The organism is Tepidibacillus sp. LV47 (assembly GCF_048381575.1).
In the GTDB taxonomy this organism is placed as follows: Bacteria; Bacillota; Bacilli; order Tepidibacillales; family Tepidibacillaceae; genus Tepidibacillus.
In genome coordinates, this window is sequence record NZ_JBLWIF010000001.1 from 1 (window position 1) to 20,029 (window position 20,029).

Sequence of the window (20,029 nt, forward strand, 5' to 3'; positions counted from 1 at the left end):
GCCTCAGCCCTATGGAATATAGAGCCAAAGCCGCTTAGATGATTTTAATTATTTCTACTGTCTACTTGACAGGGGGCAGTTCATAAGTTTATGCCCTTTATTTCTTTTTATCTTAGAAATGGTAAAAATAATGATAAAAATTGTCGAACATGTTGAACAAATAAATTTATTGGGTACAATTAAAAGAGTGAGAAAAAAATGGAACAATTCATGAAATAATGGTGGTGTCATGGTGGGAAATTTTGTTAAACGATTTGAAACATGGATGAATAATCCAAACTTAGAAAAAGAACTTTATCAAGAACTAGAGGCAATTAAGGATAATCCGAAAGAGATTGAAGAACGTTTTTACAAAGATCTCGAATTTGGTACAGGGGGACTTAGGGGAATTATTGGCGCTGGAACCAATCGGATGAATGTTTATACTGTCCGAAAAGCAACAATGGGCTTAGCCAATTATATCCTGAAACACGGAAATGAAGCGATGCAAAAAGGTGTGGCGATTGCTTTTGATTCCCGTAAATTTTCTCAAAATTTTGCGAAAGAGGCTGCCAGAGTTCTTGCTTCGAACAAAATTAAAGTTTATTTGTTTAAAGAGTTACAACCTACTCCTTTACTCTCTTTTGCAGTTCGGTATCTTCAAGCGTTCGCAGGAATCGTTATCACAGCTAGTCACAATCCCCCAGAGTACAATGGTTATAAAGTCTATAACCAGGATGGAAATCAAATTACTGAGGAAATGGCAAAAGAAATCTATCAAGAAATTCAAATGATTGAGAAACCTCTAGATGTTCAATTGGAAAACTTCCAATCTCTTTTAACTGAAAAATGGATTACATATATTTCTGAAGAAGTAGAACAAGCTTATGATCGGATGGTAAGATCCTTATTATTAAATTCAGATCTTATCCAAAGGAAAGGGAACGATATTACCATTGTCTATACTCCATTACATGGAACCGGGAATAAACCTGTGAGACGAATATTAGCCAATGTGGGATTTAAAAACGTTTTCGTTGTTCCTGAGCAAGAATTCCCTGACCCTCAGTTTTCAACAGTTAAGGCTCCAAACCCTGAAGAAAGAGAAGTTTTTACGTTGGCGATTCAATTTGCCAAAGAAAAAAATGCAGATATCATCATGGCGACAGATCCCGATGCAGATCGTTTAGGTGTTTTGGTGAGAGTAGGGGATGAATATCAAGCCTTAAATGGAAATCAACTTGGTGCATTAATCCTATATTATTTATTACAACAAAAATCACAGCAAGGAATCTTACCCAAAAACGCTGCAATGGTAAAAACAATTGTTACCTCAGATTTAGGCGAAGCGATTGCTTCCAAATTTAGCGTCGTTACCGAAAATACCCTTACTGGTTTTAAATACATTGGTGAAAAAATCAAAGAATATCAAGAATCAGGAAGTCATACTTTTATCTTTGGTTATGAAGAAAGTTACGGTTATCTGGCTGGCGATTTTGTTCGTGACAAAGATGCCGTTCAGATCACTGTAATTGTTGCTGAAATGGCACTTTACTATAAACAGCAAGGAAAATCCCTTTTTGATGTATTAGAAGAAATTTATCAGGAATTTGGCTATTATATGGAGGATCTCGTATCTATCACATTAAAAGGAATTGAAGGGAATCAAAAAATTCAAAAAATCGTGGCTTCATTTCGTGATAATCCCCCAAAAGAGATTCAAGGAATCAGGATCAAGTATATTGAAGATTATAAAGTTGGCCTCAAACAAGATCAAATCACAGGAGAAACAACAAAATTAACTCTTCCTTCTTCCAATGTGATTAAAATGGTGATGGAAGATCAATCTTGGTTTACCGTTCGTCCGTCTGGAACTGAACCCAAAATTAAGCTTTATTTTTCTGTAGTGACCTTAACAAAAGAAGAATCCCAGTCCAAATTAAAACAACTAAAAGCAACAATATTAGAAATGGCCAATTTAAAATAAATATAAATCATTCAGCCAGTCCGTTGAATGGACTGGCTGATTTTATGCACCCAGCATAAGTGTTCATCTTACAGGAAAAGTGATGGTACAATAGTTACTAGATTAATAGAAGGAGTGGCCATTTTAATGAGAGTATTACATACAGCGGATTGGCACTTAGGGAAAACATTAGAAGGTAGGGATCGTCAACAAGAACAAATTGAAGTGATGGAAGAGATATGCCAAATCGCCGAAGATGAGAAGATTGATCTTGTACTTATAGCTGGTGATATTTATCAATCGGTTAATCCTCCTGCATGGGCGGAGCAACTTTTTTATGAGACGATTCATCGACTCAGTGATTTTGGAAGGAGGGGAGTAGTCGTCATCTCTGGAAATCACGATCATCCCGAACGAATTCGTGCCGCTCATCCTTTAGCAGATAAACAAGGAATATATCTATTTGGTTTACCTACTGATCAAGTTCAACCCACTTTAATAAAAGGAAATGTAAGTCAAATTCGGGTGATTCAGTCGGGAATCGGTTGGTTTGAATTGTACCATCCTTTGACCGATGAAAATGCAATGATCTTTACCTTACCTTATCCCTCAGAAGCAAGGTTAAAACAACTATTATCTGATCAAGTTGACTTGAGAGAAATTCGTAGTTCTTATTCTGCTTTTATTCAGAATTGGTTTCTTTCTCAGAAATCCATTCACCAAAGCCATCTCATTTCTATCGCAATGAGCCATATTTTTGTTCAGGGTGGTTCGACTACCGATTCTGAAGTAGAGATCCAAGTAGGTGGGGCTTATACGGTAGAAGCGAATCATCTGCCAGATTATGTTCAATACATGGCACTCGGACATCTTCATCGAGCCCAAAATATAAAAGGAGCACCTACGTTTACACGTTATGCTGGCTCTCCCCTTGCTTATAGTTTTTCCGAAGCGAATCATAAAAAGTCAGTTACCATTTTAGAGTTAAAGCCACGGGAACTTGTTCAGTTTAAAGAGATTTTTCTAACAAGTGGTAAACCCTTAATCCAAAAAGCGATTCGAGGTGGGATTGATGAATTAGAACATTGGATCCATGATGAAGCAAACATTCCCTTATGGATTGATTTAACTTTGCATGTGGAACATCCTTTGTCCATTGAAGAAATTCAACGTATTCGCAAAATGCATGAAGGGTTGATTCATATCAAAGTCATTACTCCAGAAATCAAAGAGGCAATAAATACCTTTGAAAAACAAACAAAAGAGCCAAAAGAACTTTTTATTCGGTTTTATCAACAAAAAATGGGGGCAAGTCCAAGAAAAGAGGTAATTGATTTATTTCTTGAACTTTTCCATCAAGAAGGAAAAGAGGAGGACGAAACATGAGGCCTATTTCCTTAACTCTCTCTGGATTACATAGCTTTCGCAAGCCTCAAACCATTGATTTTACTCAAGTAACGGATACAGGGATTTTTGGAATTTTTGGTCCAACTGGAAGTGGGAAATCGACCATTCTTGATGCGATCACATTAGCTTTATATGGAGAGGTTGAACGAAGTGAAGCGAATCGGGTAGGAATTGTGAATCAACAAGAAGATAAGATTCATGTAAAATTTACGTTTGAACTCCATTCTGGTGAGCAATATGAACGATATACGGTAGAACGCATCTATACTCGAAATAAAGAACAGCGAATTCGTTCTACACTAGCTCGTCTTCTCCGAATTGAAAATGGGGTAGAAGTACCTATTGCTGATCGAGAAACAGAAGTAACACGTAAAATTCAAAATCTTCTTGGTTTAGAATTTAAGGATTTTAAACGGGCGGTTGTCTTACCTCAGGGGAAATTTGCCGAGTTTCTTACTTTAAAGGCACAAGAACGAAGACCCATGTTAGAACGGTTATTTCATCTTGATGAATATGGAAAACAATTAAAAGAACGAGCCAATAAGCATGAAGCCAAGTTAAGGAATCAAATCAATGAAGTACTTATCAAACAAGAAATGTTATCTTCTTCATCAGAAGAATATGTTTCTAAGTTAGCAGAAGAAATAGAGGAGATTCAGCAATTAATCCAAAAACAATCGAAAGAATATGAACAATTTCTAAAGGAGTTCGAGCAATTTCAACATGATTGGAATATCCAACAGGAATTAAGACAAATACAGAAACAATTATATCTTCTTTCACAAAAGGATAAGGAAATAGAAATATTGAAAGAAAAGCAAGAAAAAGGGGAAAAAGCTTCTTTTATTGAACCAACTTTAAGGCGTTATGAATCGTTAGAAAAACTAACAGGACAATATCAGAAGACAATTGAAGAATCCCTTATTTTGTTAGAACAAGTAAAGGAATTAGCAGAACAAAGAAGAAGGGAATATGAAAATTTAAAGGATCAATATGAACGAGAGCAAAAGGATTTGATGGAAAAGCGAATTTTTTTAAAACAAGCCTTGCAATGGGAAAAAGAAATTGCTGAGATCAATGAACGACTTAAGCAATTGAAATCTTCTTTGCATGAAAAACAAAAGGAACTTGAGGAACATAGGAAAAAATATCAAGCTGACCACCAAACATTATTAAATATTGAAAAACAGTTAACCCAGATTAAAGATAAAATCGTAAAAGCTCAAGTTTCGGCTGAAAAACGTAAGCGAGTGGAACAAGCCTGGGAAATTCGAACAAAAATTGAATCCCTAATCCATGAGCTTAACCGACGAAATCAAGAAATGGATGAATTGGATCAAAAAATTGTAAAGGTTAATGAAGAAATTGAGAAACATCTCCATTTACTTAAGGAAACGGAAAAGGAAATTCTACAAATTGAAAAGCAGATGCAAGAGCATGAAACAAGCCAAATGATTACAGAAGCTGATTGGAACCAACAAGATCGGGCTCTTTTGCAAATAGATATTTTAATCAAACAACTTCGTCATTTTTCTGAGGTGATAACAAATATAGAAGAAGAACGGGCAACTCTGCAAACAAAAAAGGAAAATCTTGTATCCTCAATCAATGAAGTAAATACACAAATTCAACAACTGGAAATCGAATTAATGCATAAGGAAGAAGAGAAAAAGCGTTTTGAACAATTCAAACTAGAGTTTCATGCAGCTGTTTTAGCGAAAAATTTAGAACCAGGACAACCATGTATGGTATGCGGTTCAACAGAACACCCTGCACCAAAACATTTGGACACCGATTTCGTGGTAGAAACAGAAAAACTGGAGAGTATAAAAAATCAAATTATTTCCTTAAAAGAAAAATTGGTAAAAAAACAGGGTCAAAAAATGACATTGGCACAACAAATTGAGTACTTTGATGATCAAATAAAAAAGTTAAGCCGCGAAATCGAAAAGAATCGTTCCCAGTATAACAAGCTCATTTTCCAATTGCCTAAAGAATACCAAGGTTTAACCATTAAGCAAATGACGGACAGATGGAATCAAGAGCGAGAATCACTTAATCATCTCAAAGTGGAATTAGAACAATATATAGAAAATCAGAGAAAATTAAGCGAAAGATGGCAACAGGAAAAAGCCAATCTGGAACAACACCAACATAAAATCGATCTTTTAACCACGGAAAAGAATTTGTACATCAATCAAAGAAACGCCATTGATGAGTCAATGGAACCCATTAAGAATGAAATAGCCCAATTTCAAGAATTATGGAATCAGATGGGCTTGGAGTTTGCGATGGATGATTTGGTTACGATACGCCAACAGATTCAAGAGTTTGACAAAAAACGGGAAGAATTAGAAAGATTACATCAAGGATTAGAAATACAGTTTCAAGAAGTATCCAATGAAGAAAAAAGATTATTAGAGAAAATTAATCATCTCCAATTACAAATCGAGCAGGATAACAAAATCATTCAATCGGAATTTAAAGAATTGAATAAACTTAACGATAAATATATTATGTTAACTAACGGTCGTACAACTCATGAGTTGTTACAAGAGATTGACGAAAGATTACAACAATTGAATGAAAAAGTACAAATGGCAAGAAACGCTTGGGAGCAAGCGATGGATCAATATAATGAGATCGATAAAAAATTAAGTTCAGACCAAGCTGTGTATTCCAATTTACAAAGCCAATTTGAGGAAGTCAGTCGTGATCTAATTTCCTTTTTACGAACAAATCAGTGGCATACAATCGAGGAATTAAAAATGTATCTTTTGACAGAAAAAGAATTACAACAGATTCGTGAAGAAATTAAGGAATTTGAGCAACAGAAACGGATATTGACTGAACGGGAGAGAACTTATATCAACACTCTGAAGGGAAAAAATGTGACAGAAGAAAAATGGAATCAAATGTTAAATAACAAAAAACAACGGGAAGAACAATTGCATCTGATTCGACAGAAGTTCTCACAGAAGGAATTTGAATACCAAAATGCCAAACAGGATTATGAGAAATGGAAAGAACTTGAGAAACAAAGAAAAGAAATACAAGAACAATTAGATATTGCTTCTGAATTAAACCAAGTATTGCGGGGAAATAGTTTTATTGATTTTGTTGCACAAGAATATTTAAGAAATATTACCATCATTGCTTCGGGAAAATTATTGCAATTAACGAGAAATCGTTATCGCTTAGAAGTGGATGAAGAGGGGAGTTTTCAAATTGTCGATGAGTTTAATGGCGGGTTAAGTCGGCCTGTACGTACCCTATCTGGCGGAGAGACGTTTTTGACATCATTAGCCTTAGCATTAGCTCTATCATCACAAATACAATTAAAAGGCGGGGTACCATTAGAATTTTTCTTTTTGGATGAAGGATTTGGTACATTAGATTCCGATTTATTAGATACGGTAATGATGACGTTGGAGAAATTACATTCTGAAAATATGGTCATTGGCATTATTTCTCACGTTCCTGAATTGAAAAACAGACTTCATCGGAAAGTGATGGTTATTCCTGCTGATGATCGGGGAAATGGGTCAAGAATTGTCATCGAATCTGCTTAAGTTTATGAATTTCGCTCACTATAAATGGTCACGGAGGTACCAAGGGGGATATGGCGGAATAGCCATTCTACGTCCTGATTATACATTCGAATACAACCTTGGCTTACATGAAAACCGATTGATACAGGGTTATTCGTCCCATGAATTCCATATTTATATCCACCAGTTCCAGGGACATTTAAGCCAAGCCATCGTGTTCCTAAAGGATTTCTCTTATCCCCTCCAGGGATTTTTTTAGGGAGATACCATGGATTTTTCACTTTCGTAACAATCTTAAAGTGACCTTCTGGCGTTAAGTTTTGATTTTTTCCTGTAGCCACTGAAAACGTTTTAACGACAGTATCATTTAGATAAACTTTTAATGTATTTCGGGTTTTATTAATCACGAGATATACACCTTCATATCCTTCCGGCATGGATATTTCTATATTTTTTAGGGTATCATTTTTTTGTATTTTTGTTTCCGTTGTCTCTTTGGCAAATATAGAAGAGGCAAATAAGTAATTTATGATTAAAACAAGGATTATCATTTTAAAGCTTCTATTCATAATCAATTCAATAAACTCCTTTTAACATTCAGTCCATCTGTTAGTATTTACGAAAAGAAAAACGTTATGAAAAAAAGGGATTCATTTCATGAACCTCTTTTGTACCACATTGAAAACCACTTGCATCTCCATATTGTTGGCCAACACCTTGAGATCTTTTTTCTGCATTATTTAAATCGGCTAATAAACTCTGGCCAACATTAAATGTTGATGTATTTTCTATGGAATTAATTTTGATGTATTAATATAAGGTTTGATATAGACTTTTATATATGTCGTCTTCCCATCGGTGGTGAGTATTCTTGGATATCAAAAAGGGCATAACCCAAAGGTAGATATATGGATGAATCAACAGAAAATTGTCGTCTTGATCGAATTATCGTGATTAAATAAAGAAGCTGGAAGGAATGATTCGTTCTTTTTTTCTTGTCCACTATGGAAATATAAGTTATTCTATAATTATATAGGATTATTATAGAGGTGAAACTGATTGATAGACGTTTCTTCTAAATATTTATTGATGCAAAGTTTATTACAAGCTCAATTGAATGCAAATAGGATGAAAGAGCTTAATGGTAGCATGGGGCAAACGGAGAAACGATTTGATGATTTATTAAATCAAGCATTACTAAAGGAAATGGAATCTTTAGGAAACCAAGATATTCAGGATTTATCTAATTTATCAGTTAGGTTTTTCAATACTTCTCTTCCGCCAATTTTGCAGCAGTCGTCATCAGGGGATTTTCAAGACATCATTCAAGAAATGGCAGAAAAATATGATGTACCTGTAAACTTAGTACAAGCTGTTATTCGTGTTGAGTCGAATTTTAATCCCAATGCTGTATCTAAAGCTGGAGCTATGGGCTTAATGCAATTAATGCCAAATACAGCAAAGTCATTAGGTATTAATAACCCCTTTGACCCTAGAGAAAATATTGAAGGAGGAGTTAAGTATCTTCGTCAATTACTTGATAAATACAAAGATATTCCCACTGCCTTAGCCGCATATAACGCAGGACCTGGAAATGTAGAGCGTTATGGTGGTATTCCTCCTTTTAAAGAAACCCGACGCTATGTTACGAAAATTCTAGGATATATGAATGCCTAAAATCAAATAACAGCACTTCCATATACGTTGCTTATGCGTAAGATTTTCCCTTCTGGGTATAATCTTTGTAGATATGTGTAAAGGAAGAGTTTTTTATGCCCATAAATTGTTTAAGTGAGGAAAAATATGCTCGTATTGCAGAATAGATTCTATTGTATGTCACATGTAATATTGACTGACGGATTCAAATATCCCAAAGGGTATGCCTACTTTTTAATAGCTATGCAATTTGCATTGTGGCCTACAAGGGAAATTGTAGTCGCAGGAGAGTACAAAGACCCTCAGACAGTTGAGATCATCCAAGCGATTCACGCACAATTTTTAATTGAAACGGTTATTTTGCTTCATGAACCAATGGAGAATCATCTAATTGAATCGATTGATCCCTTTTTTTAAGGATGAAGTGATGATCAACAATCAAGCAACGGTATATATCTGTAAAAATTTTGCTTGTCAGGCACCAATACACGATGTGTCAAAAATGTTACAAATCTTAAACGAAAGATAGGTGTTGTTTCGATTGAGCCGTTTTCCAATATGGGATAGCCATATTCATTTAAATCAATATCCAAAAGAAAAAATTCCCTATTATCTTGAAAAGTGGCATAATGCCGGTGTTAAGGGAATTATTGCCGTTGCGACAGACTTAAGATCCTCTTACGAACTATTAGAATGGAAGCAAAAGTATCCAGACTTTATTCATATTGCAATGGGACATCATCCTGAACAAAAGTTACCAGTTAAGAAGGATTTGATCGAATTATTATCTTTAATTCAGAGGGAGTCGAGCAAAATTGTTGCAATTGGTGAAGTGGGTATTATACACTATCGCCAATCTGAGCTCGGTATGAATGATTTAAATGGCTATATTGAATTGCTAAAAGTTTTCACCGAAACAGCAAAAAAACAGAATATACCGATTATTCTTCATGCGGTTCATGACAAAGCGGAAATTGCCTTACGGATTTTGTTGGAAGCAAATATGAAAAAAGCACATTTTCATTGGTTTAAATCATCAAAGGAAACAACGAAAAAAGTAAATGATGCGGGTTATACCGTTTCCTTTACTCCCGAACTTACTTTTCGCAAACGGGATCAAATCATTGCAAAAGATTTTCCTTTGACACAAATTCTGCTGGAAACAGATGGACCGTGGCCTTTAAGGGGGAAATTTTCAGAAAAAATACCGGAACCATTTTGGATTCTTGAAAGTATTCACATTTTATCAAAGTTAAAAAATCGATCTGAAGAAGATATTGCTAAAGTCATTCATCAAAATGTCCTAAATTTATATTTTGAATCATATAGATTTGGACGGTTATATTATGCTTAGGCCAATGAATCGGATTTCTGTTAAAATGGGGATACTGTTTAGCGGATTATTCCTAAGTCTATTATTTTTATTAGGTTTTTTGATGTTTCAACTATTTACTCATTTTATTCTCGATTATGTAACTCAGGACCTGGTATCAAGAGGGGAAAACCACGCGAAAGTATTAGAACAGAATTTTGACCAAACGACGATTAAGCATGTTGGTTTAATGGAAAAAGACGTAGTCACAAAGGTTATCATTACAGATCAAAATGGTAAAATCCTCACATCGTCCGATCCATATGATGATGAAATGCTTTCATACTTAAACTCGATACATAGCTATACGCAAGAACGGATATTGAATCAAGAATGGAGAGAGCATAATTATATTGTTTCCCTTATCCCAATAGCGAAAGGGAAAAAAGGTTTTGTTATCATGTATTATCCAACCTCATTACTGAGAGAAACAGTTGAAGTATTACGATTGATTATATTGATTACAAGTATTGGTGTCATTTTAATTGGGATCGGTGTGATTATTCTAATTTCAAAAAAATTGACAAATCCGTTATTAAAAATGAAGGAAGCCACATCAGAAATGGCAAAGGGACATTATAAACAAATCATTGGTGTTAAAGGACAAGATGAATTAGGACAATTAGGGGAATCAATACAAAAGCTAGGTGAACAACTTCAATATTTTGAAGAGACAAGAAATGAATTTTTAGCAGGTGTGTCTCATGAATTACGGACACCTCTTACTTATATTCAAGGTTATGCAGATATTCTAGCTAAAGGACTCATCAAAGAAAGAGATGAACAAATAAAAATATTAAAGATTATTCATGAAGAGACGAAACGAGTCGTTCATTTAGTCAATGATTTATTTAATATGGCACAAATAAAATCGGGACAATTTCAATTAAAAAAGGAATGGGTTTCAATTGAACAGCTATTAGAAAAAGTGGTGAATCATGTTGTTCCCCTTGCTCATGAAAAAGGATTAGAGATTTGTTTAGATATTCAAAATAGACCAATTCCTGTTATCAAACTTGATCCTATAAGAATGGAACAAGTATTTTTTAATTTGATAGAGAATGCAATTAAATATACCGAAAAAGGGAAAATTGAAGTAAGATTGGATCAAAATCCGGAATTTTTTATCATTACTATTCAAGACACAGGAATTGGCATACCGAAAGCTGAATTACCTCGAATTTGGGATCGCTTTTATCGTGTAGAGAAATCAAGAGCAAGAAAAACAGGAGGAAGTGGCTTAGGACTCTATTTAGTGAAAGAATTCATCCGACTCCATGGTGGTCAAATCGAGGCCATCAGTGAAGAAGGAGTAGGAACGACTATGATTGTTAAATTACCCAAATTCGCATAACTTAAGATCTTTATTTCCCCGGTAAGCGCAGAAAACGGCACAAATTAACAAAAAATTGTGTCAAAAGATATGTATTCGACAAAAAACTTAGTATTAATGCGCTGGAGGATGATATGTTAAGGATAAAGCCAATGCAATTACAAGTGCGAGATTGGCGCTGAAATGCGAAATTATTTACACGAAAAGTGCAATCCTTATCCTTCTTTGTCTGTTCCATGGATAAATTGCAAGAATATCATCGCAAATTAGGGGAAAGCATGAATTTTTTTCCTTAGATGCTACTGAGATGAAGCAAAAAAGTGGACATATTATTATATTGCTTCTGTTATATTGCTTCTGTAGCTGGTAAGATTGCAACAGCGAAAGCAGCGGCTTATTCAAATGGTTTAAGATAAGAAGTAGCTTCATTTGGCATTACTGTTTCAACTGTAAACCCAGGTCCCATCGATTCTCCTTTCTTTGATAGAGCAGATCCTTCAGGAAACTATGTAAAAATGAACAATGGATAATGTTAAAACCTGAAAAAAATAAGTTTCTATATTGACCAGACCAGTGAAACTGGTCTTTTTTTGTAGACTTTAATCACGTTCTATTTTATTAGGGAATAACCTAAAATGAAATTATTTAAATAGGAGGGTTAGCATGGAGATTGTCGTTGTTAGACCTGGGGATTCGCTGTGGAGTATAGCAAATCGGTATGGTATAAGTATAGATGCGATAGTGCGAGCTAATGGAATTGAAGATCCGACTCAATTGGTTATAGGTGAAGCCTTAGTGATTCCTATTCGAGATAGAATTCATATCGTTCAACCTGGTGAATCCATATGGAGCATTGCCCAAAAATATGGGATTCATTTTGAAAGGATTATTCAAGAGAATAATATAATTAACCCAGCCCTTATATATCCAGGATTACGATTACGGATTCCAACTACAACTAGAAAAACAACAATTGAGGTGAACGGGTATTTAGAACCATCTGGAACAGAGCGAGATCGCACTACCGTTAATTCTACTGAACGTTTTCTAACGTATTTAAGTCTTTTTAGCTATCAGGTTAGAGCAAATGGTGATCTTGTACAACTTAATGATCAAATTGCAAGAGATGCGTTAAGGGATAGCCCAGCCAAACCAATGATGGTGATTACCAATTTTTCAGAAGGAACATTTAGACCGGAGATCACACATGCGATATTCACTAACCGTGGAGCGAGGGAACGGCTCATTGCAAATGTTATCAATACAATGAGAAACAGGGGTTTTTTCGCATTAAATATCGACTTTGAATTTGTAGACCCTGGGGATCGAGATCGATATACCTCATTTTTAAGGGAGATAACTCCGCGCCTTAAAGCAGAAGGTTTCCTCGTTTCAACAGCTTTAGCTCCAAAAATAAGCGGTGAACAAAGAGGAAGGTTGTACGAAGCTCATGACTATGGTGCACATGGAGCGATTGTTGATTTTGTCATTATTATGACGTATGAATGGGGTTGGTCTGGTGGCCCACCAATGCCTGTTGCACCGATTCCAAATGTTCGTCAAGTACTAGATTATGCCGTAAGTGTAATTCCAAGAAACAAAATCATGATGGGAGCTCCACTATATGGATACGATTGGACGCTTCCATATGTTAGGGGAGGTCCTTTCGCTAGAATGTTAAGTCCTAAAGAAGCCGTTCAACTAGCTTGGCGCATGGGGGCAATTATCCAGTATGATAAAAGAGCAAAGGCACCTTTTTTCCGATATTATGATCGTCAAGGTAAACAACATATTGTTTGGTTTGAAGATGCAAGAAGTATGCAAGCTAAATTTGACTTAATCAAGGAATATCGGTTACGGGGAATCAGTTATTGGGTTTTGGGAAGAGAGTTTCCACAAAACTGGATATTACTGGAGGATAATTTCAACATTAAAAAATATAAATAGTATAGGGGTTTACAATTCAGAAATTTTTTGTACAAAAAGATTGACATTCGCTAACGCTTTAAAGCATAATATAAAGTATAAACAATACGTGGATAAATTTTAATTTTGCACAAAAGTGATGATGGGGAATAGTAAGTAGCTATCATTATGTACAGAGAGTGGGATCCATGGGCTGAGAGATTCCATCATAAGAACTACTGAACCCGCCCCTAAACGGCCAAGGATGACTTGGACAGAGGGCTTCTTCTCTGTTATCAAAGAAGAAAGCGGGCTTGATTAGCCAATAAAAGGTGGTACCACGGAAGACACTCTTTCGTCCTTTTTTAAGGATGAAAGAGTTTTTTAATTTACTCGTAAAATCGCGATTAGGATGTGAAGATAATGAATACAAAAAAATATAGAATCGTTATCAAGATTGGAAGTAGCTCTTTAACGGACCAACATGGGTTTTTATCACACAAAAAGTTAGAACATCATGTGAAAGAAATCGTTAAGCTTTTAAAGGCTGGACATGAAGTGGTTCTAGTTTCTTCGGGGGCTGTTGCAGCAGGCTTTCACCTACTTGGCTTTGAAGAGCGACCTGAAACAATTGAAGGCAAACAAGCTGCGGCAGCAATAGGTCAAGGATTACTCATTCAAGCCTACAGTGAAGCTTTTCAAAAGTATCACTATACAGTTGCTCAAATCCTATTAACTCGAAACGATTTTTCAAATCAAAAACAGTATTATTATGCTTATCGTACATTATCAATGTTAATCAAACATAGTATTATACCGGTTATAAATGAGAATGACACGGTAGCTATTGATGAATTGACCTTTGGGGATAATGACCAACTTTCTGCATTAGTTGCAGGTCTCATTCATGCAGATTTGCTCTTATTACTAACAGATATTGATGGTCTTTATTATTCTGATCCAAGGTCAAATCCAAATGCGAAGAAAATCACCTATTTAGAGGAAATTACTTCACAAATTGAAAACATAGCTAGCGAAAATGGTTCAAAGTTTGGAACGGGAGGCATGAAATCAAAAATTTATGCAGCAAAACTGGCATTATCTTTTGGGGTTAACGTCTATATTGGAAAAGCGATAACAAATTGTTCGTTCTTAGATATAATTCAAGGTCATGGAGAGGGAACTTATATCGGAAGATCTTTATTTTGTCCTACATCAAAAAATTGCTGAAGTGTAGTCTTGGAAAAAGGGGGTATACATATGGATGAATTAGTGATAAAAGGGAAGAAAGCAAGAATTGCAGCACAAGACTTAGCGATTATACCGACAGAGAAAAAAAATGAAGCCTTACGATTGATAGCTAACGAACTAATGGATAAGCGATCATTTATCATTCAGGAAAATGAGAAAGATCTTAACAATGGACGATTAAGCGGTTTAAGCCAGAGTATTCTTGATCGTCTCATGCTAAATGAGAAGCGAATTGAAGAGATGGTAAAGAGTCTACAAATCCTTATCGATTTAGATGATCCAATTGGGGAGATCATCGAATCTTGGAAAAGACCCAATGGTTTACTGATTAATAAAGTACGTGTTCCATTAGGTGTAATTGGAATGATTTATGAAGCAAGGCCTAATGTAACAGTTGATGCTGCTAGTTTAGCCATTAAAACTGGGAATGCGATTCTATTAAGGGGAAGTTCTTCTGCAATTCACTCAAATAAAGCAATTATTCAAGTCATTCATGATGCTCTTAGAAAAACGGTTATTCCATCTTTTTCCGTTCAACTCATTGAAGAAAAAGGACATGAAATTACAGATCGAATGTTACGATTGCATAGGTATATTGATGTTCTTATTCCCCGTGGAAGCGCGAAGTTTATTCAATATGTCATAGAAAACTCATCATTACCTGTCATTGAAACAGGAGCTGGGAATTGTCATGTATATATTGATCAAGACGCAAATTATGAAATGGCCAAACAAATTATTATCAATGCAAAAACTCAGAGACCATCGGTATGTAATGCAGCAGAAACATTATTGGTTCATAGGGACTTTGCAAAGAAGCATTTACCTGAACTTATCGCTTCATTAGAAGAATTAAATGTGGAATGTCGAGGTTGTACACAAACCATATCCATGCTTCCCCATCTAACACAAGCAACAGAAGAAGATTGGGCTACGGAATATTTAGATTTAATCTTAGCGGTAAAGATTGTTGAGAATGTAGATGAGGCAATTGAACATATCAATCGCTATGGAACAAAACATTCAGAAGTAATAGTAACGAATAATAGGAATCATGCAAAAAAATTTATGGAGTCTGTTGATGCCGCTGTTGTTTATCATAATGCTTCTTCTAGATTTACAGATGGTTTTGAATTTGGATTTGGTGCTGAAATCGGAATTAGTACACAAAAACTTCATGCCCGAGGACCAATGGGGTTAAAAGCATTAACTTCTTATAAGTACATGGTGTTTGGTAATGGCCAAATTCGTTAGGAGGGAAAAGTACAAATGGAGAAAAATATTTGCTTTTTAGGAGCTGGTTCAATTGCAGAAGCGATGATTGCAGGGCTTACCAAAAAACAAATTCTAGATCCTAGTTACATTTCAGTCATTAATCGAAGCGATAAACAGAAAATCGAAAGATTAATAAAAAAGTATGGTGTTAAACAACCTGTAAACAAGTATCAAGCGATTTCTTCAGCTGATATTCTCATTTTAGCAGTAAAACCAAAAGATATCTGGGAAGTCCTTCAGGAGATCTATCCGTATAGTCATTCTGATCAATTAATTTTATCCGTTATCGCTGGTGTTACAACAGATTTGATTACAGAAGCTATTCACCATAATGGACCAGTAATACGTGCAATGCCAAATACTTCTGCAATGGTTGGATTATCTGCAACTGCGATTGCTTTAGGAAAATATGCAAAAAAGCAACATTCTGAAATTGCACAGTCAATCTTACAAGCTATAGGAACGGTTACTGTTGTCAAAGAAAAATTATTAGATGCAGTAACTGGATTGTCTGGAAGTGGTCCAGCTTATCTATATTATCTTGTCGAAGCGATGGAAAATTCCGCTGTTGAATTAGGAATTGATCATAAAACGGCAAGAGAACTTATTATACAGACGATTATTGGAGCGGGATATATGCTAAAAGAAACAATGGAAGAGCCTATGATTTTAAGAGAAAAAGTAACAAGTCCTGGTGGTTCAACGATGGCTGGCTTAGAAGTATTAAAAGAATTTCAATTTCAAAAAGCTATCGATCAAGCAATAAAAAAAGCCGCATTGCGATCACAAGAACTAGGAAAATTGATAATGAAAATTCAGTAAAAAAAAAGTAAAAGAAAAACTGTTGATTAAACAACAGTTTTTTCTTTTACTTGAAAACCCATTTGTTCTAACATTTTAATATCTTCAGCAATTATACTTCCAACCGTCGTTAGATAATCACCAACAAGAGCAGCACTAACTCCTGATTGAAAACTTTTTGCTTGGTATTCACCTAATTGTCTTCTCCCTCCAGCCAGACGAATATGAGACGATGGTAGAATAAAACGGAATATGGCGATTGTCTGTAATATTTCTTCAATTGGTAATGGGGGAACATGTTCTAATGGAGTACCAACAATAGGTGTCAAAATATTAATTGGAACGGACTTAACCTTCAACTCACGTAAATCAAGTGCCATATCGATTCGATCTTCCATCGTCTCTCCCATACCAATGATTCCACCACTACAGATATTAAGGCCAGCTGCTTGAGCATTCTTAATCGTTTTGATTCGATCGTCATAATGATGGGTTGTACAAATTGAAGGGTAAAATTGTCTGCTTGTTTCTAAGTTATGATGGTAAGTTGTGACGCCTACCTCTTTCAAAGCTTTCGCTTTTTCGTAAGAGATAATTCCTAGTGATGAACATAAATGAATCGAAGTGTTTTCTTTTAATATTTTATAGATTTCTAGAATTTTTGCGAAATCGCGATTCCCAATCCCTTTACCGCTTGTCACAAGGGAGAATCGATGCGCACCTTGAAGTTCTACTTCTTTTGCCCGTTTTAATGCGATTTGTTCATGAATAAGTGGATATCTAGGTATATTGGTATGATAATGACTTGATTGAGCACAAAATTTACAGTCCTCTGAGCACCCTCCTGATTTTGCGTTTATGATTGTACAAAGATCCACTTGTTTGCCAAGATATGCTTCTCTGATTTCATTGGCTGCATCAAGCAATTCTTCTAACTCGTTTTTTTTGATCTGTGCCAACGATAATGCTTCTTCTTTGGTAATTTCATAACCTGATATAACTTTTTCTTTTAAATGTTGAATCATATTATCCCTCATTTTTTAATTTAATCCTTATTCAAATAAAAGATTTGAAGATTTGAGACTTTGTTTAATTGGGACGATAATGATTGAGGCAATCACAATTTTTATGATGTCAAATAGGATGAATGGGGCAACGCCAAATTCAAAAGCTTTGGCCCAAGACAGATTAAGGACGTATTTAAGTTGAATCGCACCTAAAGTATAAATAATCACTAGTCCGATTAAAGAGAGAACAATGAAATGTATGGAACGATAACGTATTGATTTGTCTTTTGATTTCTCAAAAAACTTTCCAATAAAATATGTAGCGATGATATAACCAAATAGATAACCACCAGTTTTCCCTAACAGAACGTGAATGCCTCCAGAAAAATTAGCGAACACTGGAACACCGATTGCTCCTAATAAAATATAAAGAATCACAGAAATAGTCCCCATTTTAGGGCCTAATAGACCGGCTGACAGAAAAACTCCGAAAATGGATAAAGTAATTGGTACTGGACCTATCGGAATACTAAGTTGTGCTAATATTGCTATAACTGCTGTCATCATAGCTGAAAGAACCCAGTCTCTCGTTTTCATTGAAAATCTCCTCCTATTTGTCTATTTATTTAGAATTATCATAATACGGTTTAAATTATATGTCAACCTATAAATTACTTAAGGTTAACAAAAAAAATACCAAGGCTGATGATCAATCATTAAGTAACTTGAGAGTTGTTGAACAAGTTTCAATAGCTCTTCATACATTTACTCTACTAAAATGAATAGACAAAACAAGAACAGATATTAAATCAAAAAAATTTATAAAATTTAAAATAAGTAGTTTATTTTTTCTTTTATCTGTTATATAATACTAACATGAAAACAATACTGTAATATAACAAAAACAAAAGGGAGATGAGAAAATTGAATACGGGGACTTCAATGTTGAAAATTAATGCACCAAATACCCCACAAGTGGAAGAAATTTTAACACCAGATGCACTCCTATTTCTTGAGAAGTTAGTTAGGAATTTCTCCGAAACAAGACAACATTTACTCAACCGCCGAAAAGTTAGGCAGAAAGAGATTGATCAAGGGAAAATCCCGGATTTTTTGCCGGAAACAAAAGAGATTCGGGATGGGAATTGGACGATTGCTCCTGTTCCGGAAGAATTACTTGATCGACGTGTGGAGATAACTGGACCAACCGATCGTAAGATGATAATTAATGCCCTTAATTCAGGCGCAAAGGTATTTATGGCTGATTTTGAAGATGCGAACTCCCCTACATGGGAGAATATGATTCAAGGTCAAATTAATTTACGCGATGCAGTAAGGAGAACGATTAGTTATCGTAGCCCTGAAGGAAAAGAGTACAAATTGAATGAAAAAGTAGCGATACTCTTTGTTCGACCTCGAGGATGGCATCTGGAAGAAAAACATGTTCTTTTTGAGGGGAAACCAATACCCGCAAGTCTGTTTGATTTTGGCCTTTATTTTTATCATAATGCGAAAACTTTGCTTGAGAATGGAAGTGGACCTTATTTTTATCTTCCAAAGCTGGAAAGCTATTTAGAAGCTCGTTTATGGAATGATATATTTGTTTTCGCACAAAAGGAATTAGGGATCCCCCAAGGAACGATTAAGGCAACGGTGTTAATCGAAACGATCTTTGCTGCATTTGAAATGGATGAGATTCTTTACGAACTTCGCGATCATTCCGCAGGATTAAATTGTGGACGTTGGGACTATATTTTCAGTTTCATTAAAAAGTTTCGAAATCGAAAGGACATTATCTTACCTGATCGTAATGTCGTGACAATGACAGTGCCGTTTATGCGTGCCTACTCTTTATTGGCTATCAAAACTAGCCATAAACGAAATGCTCATGCGATCGGCGGAATGGCAGCACAAATACCCATTAAAGATAATCCTGAGGCAAATGAAATCGCCTTTGAAAAAGTGCGTCAGGATAAGATTCGAGAGGCAAATGACGGACATGATGGGACATGGGTTGCTCACCCTGGATTAGTTCCTGTAGCTATGGAAGTATTTAATAAATACATGCCTAAGAAAAATCAAATTGAGAAAAAAAGAGAAGATGTAAAGATTGAAGCTCATCATTTATTAGAAGTGCCAGAGGGAGCAATTACAGAAAAAGGATTACGTACCAATATCAGTGTTGGTATTCAATATATTGAATCATGGTTGCGTGGGAAAGGAGCTGCTCCAATCTATCATTTAATGGAAGATGCAGCGACGGCAGAGATTTCCCGAGCTCAGGTTTGGCAATGGATCCATAACCCTAACGGTATTTTAAATGATGGCCGAAAGGTAACCAAAGAAATGTTTAAAACCATAATGGCTGAAGAATTAGAGAAGATCAAAGAAGAAATTGGTGAAGAAAAATATCAATCAGGAAGATTTACAGAAGCGAGTGAACTCTTTGAAAAACTTTCTCTTCAGGATGAATTTGAAGAATTTCTTACAATTCCTGGTTACGAATATTTAAATTAAATCAAGAGA

At 35.3% G+C, this 20,029-nt stretch carries 15 protein-coding genes, 1 pseudogene and 1 other annotated feature; of the genes and pseudogenes, 13 read left to right on the forward strand and 3 right to left on the reverse strand.

The annotated features are described in order from the left end of the window. Positions 1-265 precede the first annotated feature (265 nt). From ACMW72_RS00005 to ACMW72_RS00015, 3 genes are all read left to right on the forward strand, one after another. A complete protein-coding gene (locus ACMW72_RS00005; protein WP_418367365.1) occupies positions 266-1,966 on the forward strand; it encodes a phospho-sugar mutase in 1,701 nt (566 codons plus the stop codon). Positions 1,967-2,092: 126 nt separating this feature from the next. Continuing rightward, positions 2,093-3,331, forward strand: coding sequence for an exonuclease SbcCD subunit D (locus ACMW72_RS00010; RefSeq protein ID WP_418366783.1), 1,239 nt, complete (start codon positions 2,093-2,095; stop codon positions 3,329-3,331). Then, a complete protein-coding gene (locus ACMW72_RS00015) occupies positions 3,328-6,924 on the forward strand; it encodes an SbcC/MukB-like Walker B domain-containing protein (RefSeq protein WP_418366784.1) in 3,597 nt (1,198 codons plus the stop codon). The genes ACMW72_RS00010 and ACMW72_RS00015 overlap by 4 nt, the downstream gene beginning before the upstream one ends. A 2-nt stretch (positions 6,925-6,926) precedes the next feature. On the opposite strand, the gene ACMW72_RS00020 is transcribed toward ACMW72_RS00015, so the two are convergent. Then, a complete protein-coding gene (locus tag ACMW72_RS00020; RefSeq protein WP_418366785.1) occupies positions 6,927-7,310 on the reverse strand; it encodes a L,D-transpeptidase in 384 nt (127 codons plus the stop codon). A gap of 652 nt (positions 7,311-7,962) precedes the next feature. Between ACMW72_RS00020 and ACMW72_RS00025 the strand changes: the two genes are divergently transcribed. From ACMW72_RS00025 to proC, 9 genes and pseudogenes are all read left to right on the forward strand, one after another. Beyond that, a complete protein-coding gene (locus ACMW72_RS00025) occupies positions 7,963-8,580 on the forward strand; it encodes a lytic transglycosylase domain-containing protein (protein ID WP_418366786.1) in 618 nt (205 codons plus the stop codon). Positions 8,581-8,736: 156 nt separating this feature from the next. Beyond that, positions 8,737-8,976, forward strand: a complete 240-nt coding sequence (locus ACMW72_RS00030) for a hypothetical protein (protein ID WP_418366787.1) — start codon at positions 8,737-8,739, stop codon at positions 8,974-8,976. 124 nt (positions 8,977-9,100) lie between these two features. Then, positions 9,101-9,913 (forward strand): TatD family hydrolase, encoded by an 813-nt coding sequence (locus ACMW72_RS00035; RefSeq protein WP_418366788.1) that lies wholly within the window; start codon positions 9,101-9,103, stop codon positions 9,911-9,913. Then, positions 9,906-11,285 (forward strand): HAMP domain-containing sensor histidine kinase, encoded by a 1,380-nt coding sequence (locus ACMW72_RS00040; RefSeq protein ID WP_418366789.1) that lies wholly within the window; start codon positions 9,906-9,908, stop codon positions 11,283-11,285. Before ACMW72_RS00035 ends, ACMW72_RS00040 begins: the two co-directional genes overlap by 8 nt. 329 nt (positions 11,286-11,614) lie before the next feature. Next, a pseudogene (locus tag ACMW72_RS00045) lies at positions 11,615-11,811 on the forward strand (oxidoreductase); the annotation flags it as partial. Positions 11,812-11,927: 116 nt separating this feature from the next. After that, positions 11,928-13,211 carry a LysM peptidoglycan-binding domain-containing protein gene (locus ACMW72_RS00050; RefSeq protein WP_418366790.1) on the forward strand — a complete coding sequence of 428 codons (1,284 nt, stop codon included), beginning with the start codon at positions 11,928-11,930 and terminating at the stop codon, positions 13,209-13,211. Positions 13,212-13,320: 109 nt separating this feature from the next. Next, positions 13,321-13,535 (forward strand) — a binding site (T-box leader). Between the two features lie 57 nt (positions 13,536-13,592). Beyond that, positions 13,593-14,399 carry a glutamate 5-kinase gene (gene proB, locus ACMW72_RS00055; protein ID WP_418366791.1) on the forward strand — a complete coding sequence of 269 codons (807 nt, stop codon included), beginning with the start codon at positions 13,593-13,595 and terminating at the stop codon, positions 14,397-14,399. Between the two features lie 30 nt (positions 14,400-14,429). After that, positions 14,430-15,674 carry a glutamate-5-semialdehyde dehydrogenase gene (locus tag ACMW72_RS00060; protein ID WP_418366792.1) on the forward strand — a complete coding sequence of 415 codons (1,245 nt, stop codon included), beginning with the start codon at positions 14,430-14,432 and terminating at the stop codon, positions 15,672-15,674. Between the two features lie 15 nt (positions 15,675-15,689). Then, positions 15,690-16,517, forward strand: a complete 828-nt coding sequence (proC, locus tag ACMW72_RS00065) for a pyrroline-5-carboxylate reductase (RefSeq protein ID WP_418366793.1) — start codon at positions 15,690-15,692, stop codon at positions 16,515-16,517. 26 nt (positions 16,518-16,543) lie between these two features. Here the strand turns inward: proC and bioB are convergent, their stop codons facing one another. After that, entirely contained in the window at positions 16,544-17,521 is a 978-nt protein-coding gene (bioB, locus tag ACMW72_RS00070; protein ID WP_418366794.1) for a biotin synthase BioB, read from the reverse strand. Between the two features lie 27 nt (positions 17,522-17,548). Continuing rightward, positions 17,549-18,100, reverse strand: a complete 552-nt coding sequence (locus ACMW72_RS00075) for a biotin transporter BioY (RefSeq protein ID WP_418366795.1) — start codon at positions 18,098-18,100, stop codon at positions 17,549-17,551. Between the two features lie 345 nt (positions 18,101-18,445). On the opposite strand from ACMW72_RS00075, the gene aceB reads away from it, so the two are divergent. Continuing rightward, positions 18,446-20,020, forward strand: a complete 1,575-nt coding sequence (gene aceB, locus ACMW72_RS00080) for a malate synthase A (protein ID WP_418366796.1) — start codon at positions 18,446-18,448, stop codon at positions 20,018-20,020. Positions 20,021-20,029 lie beyond the last annotated feature (9 nt).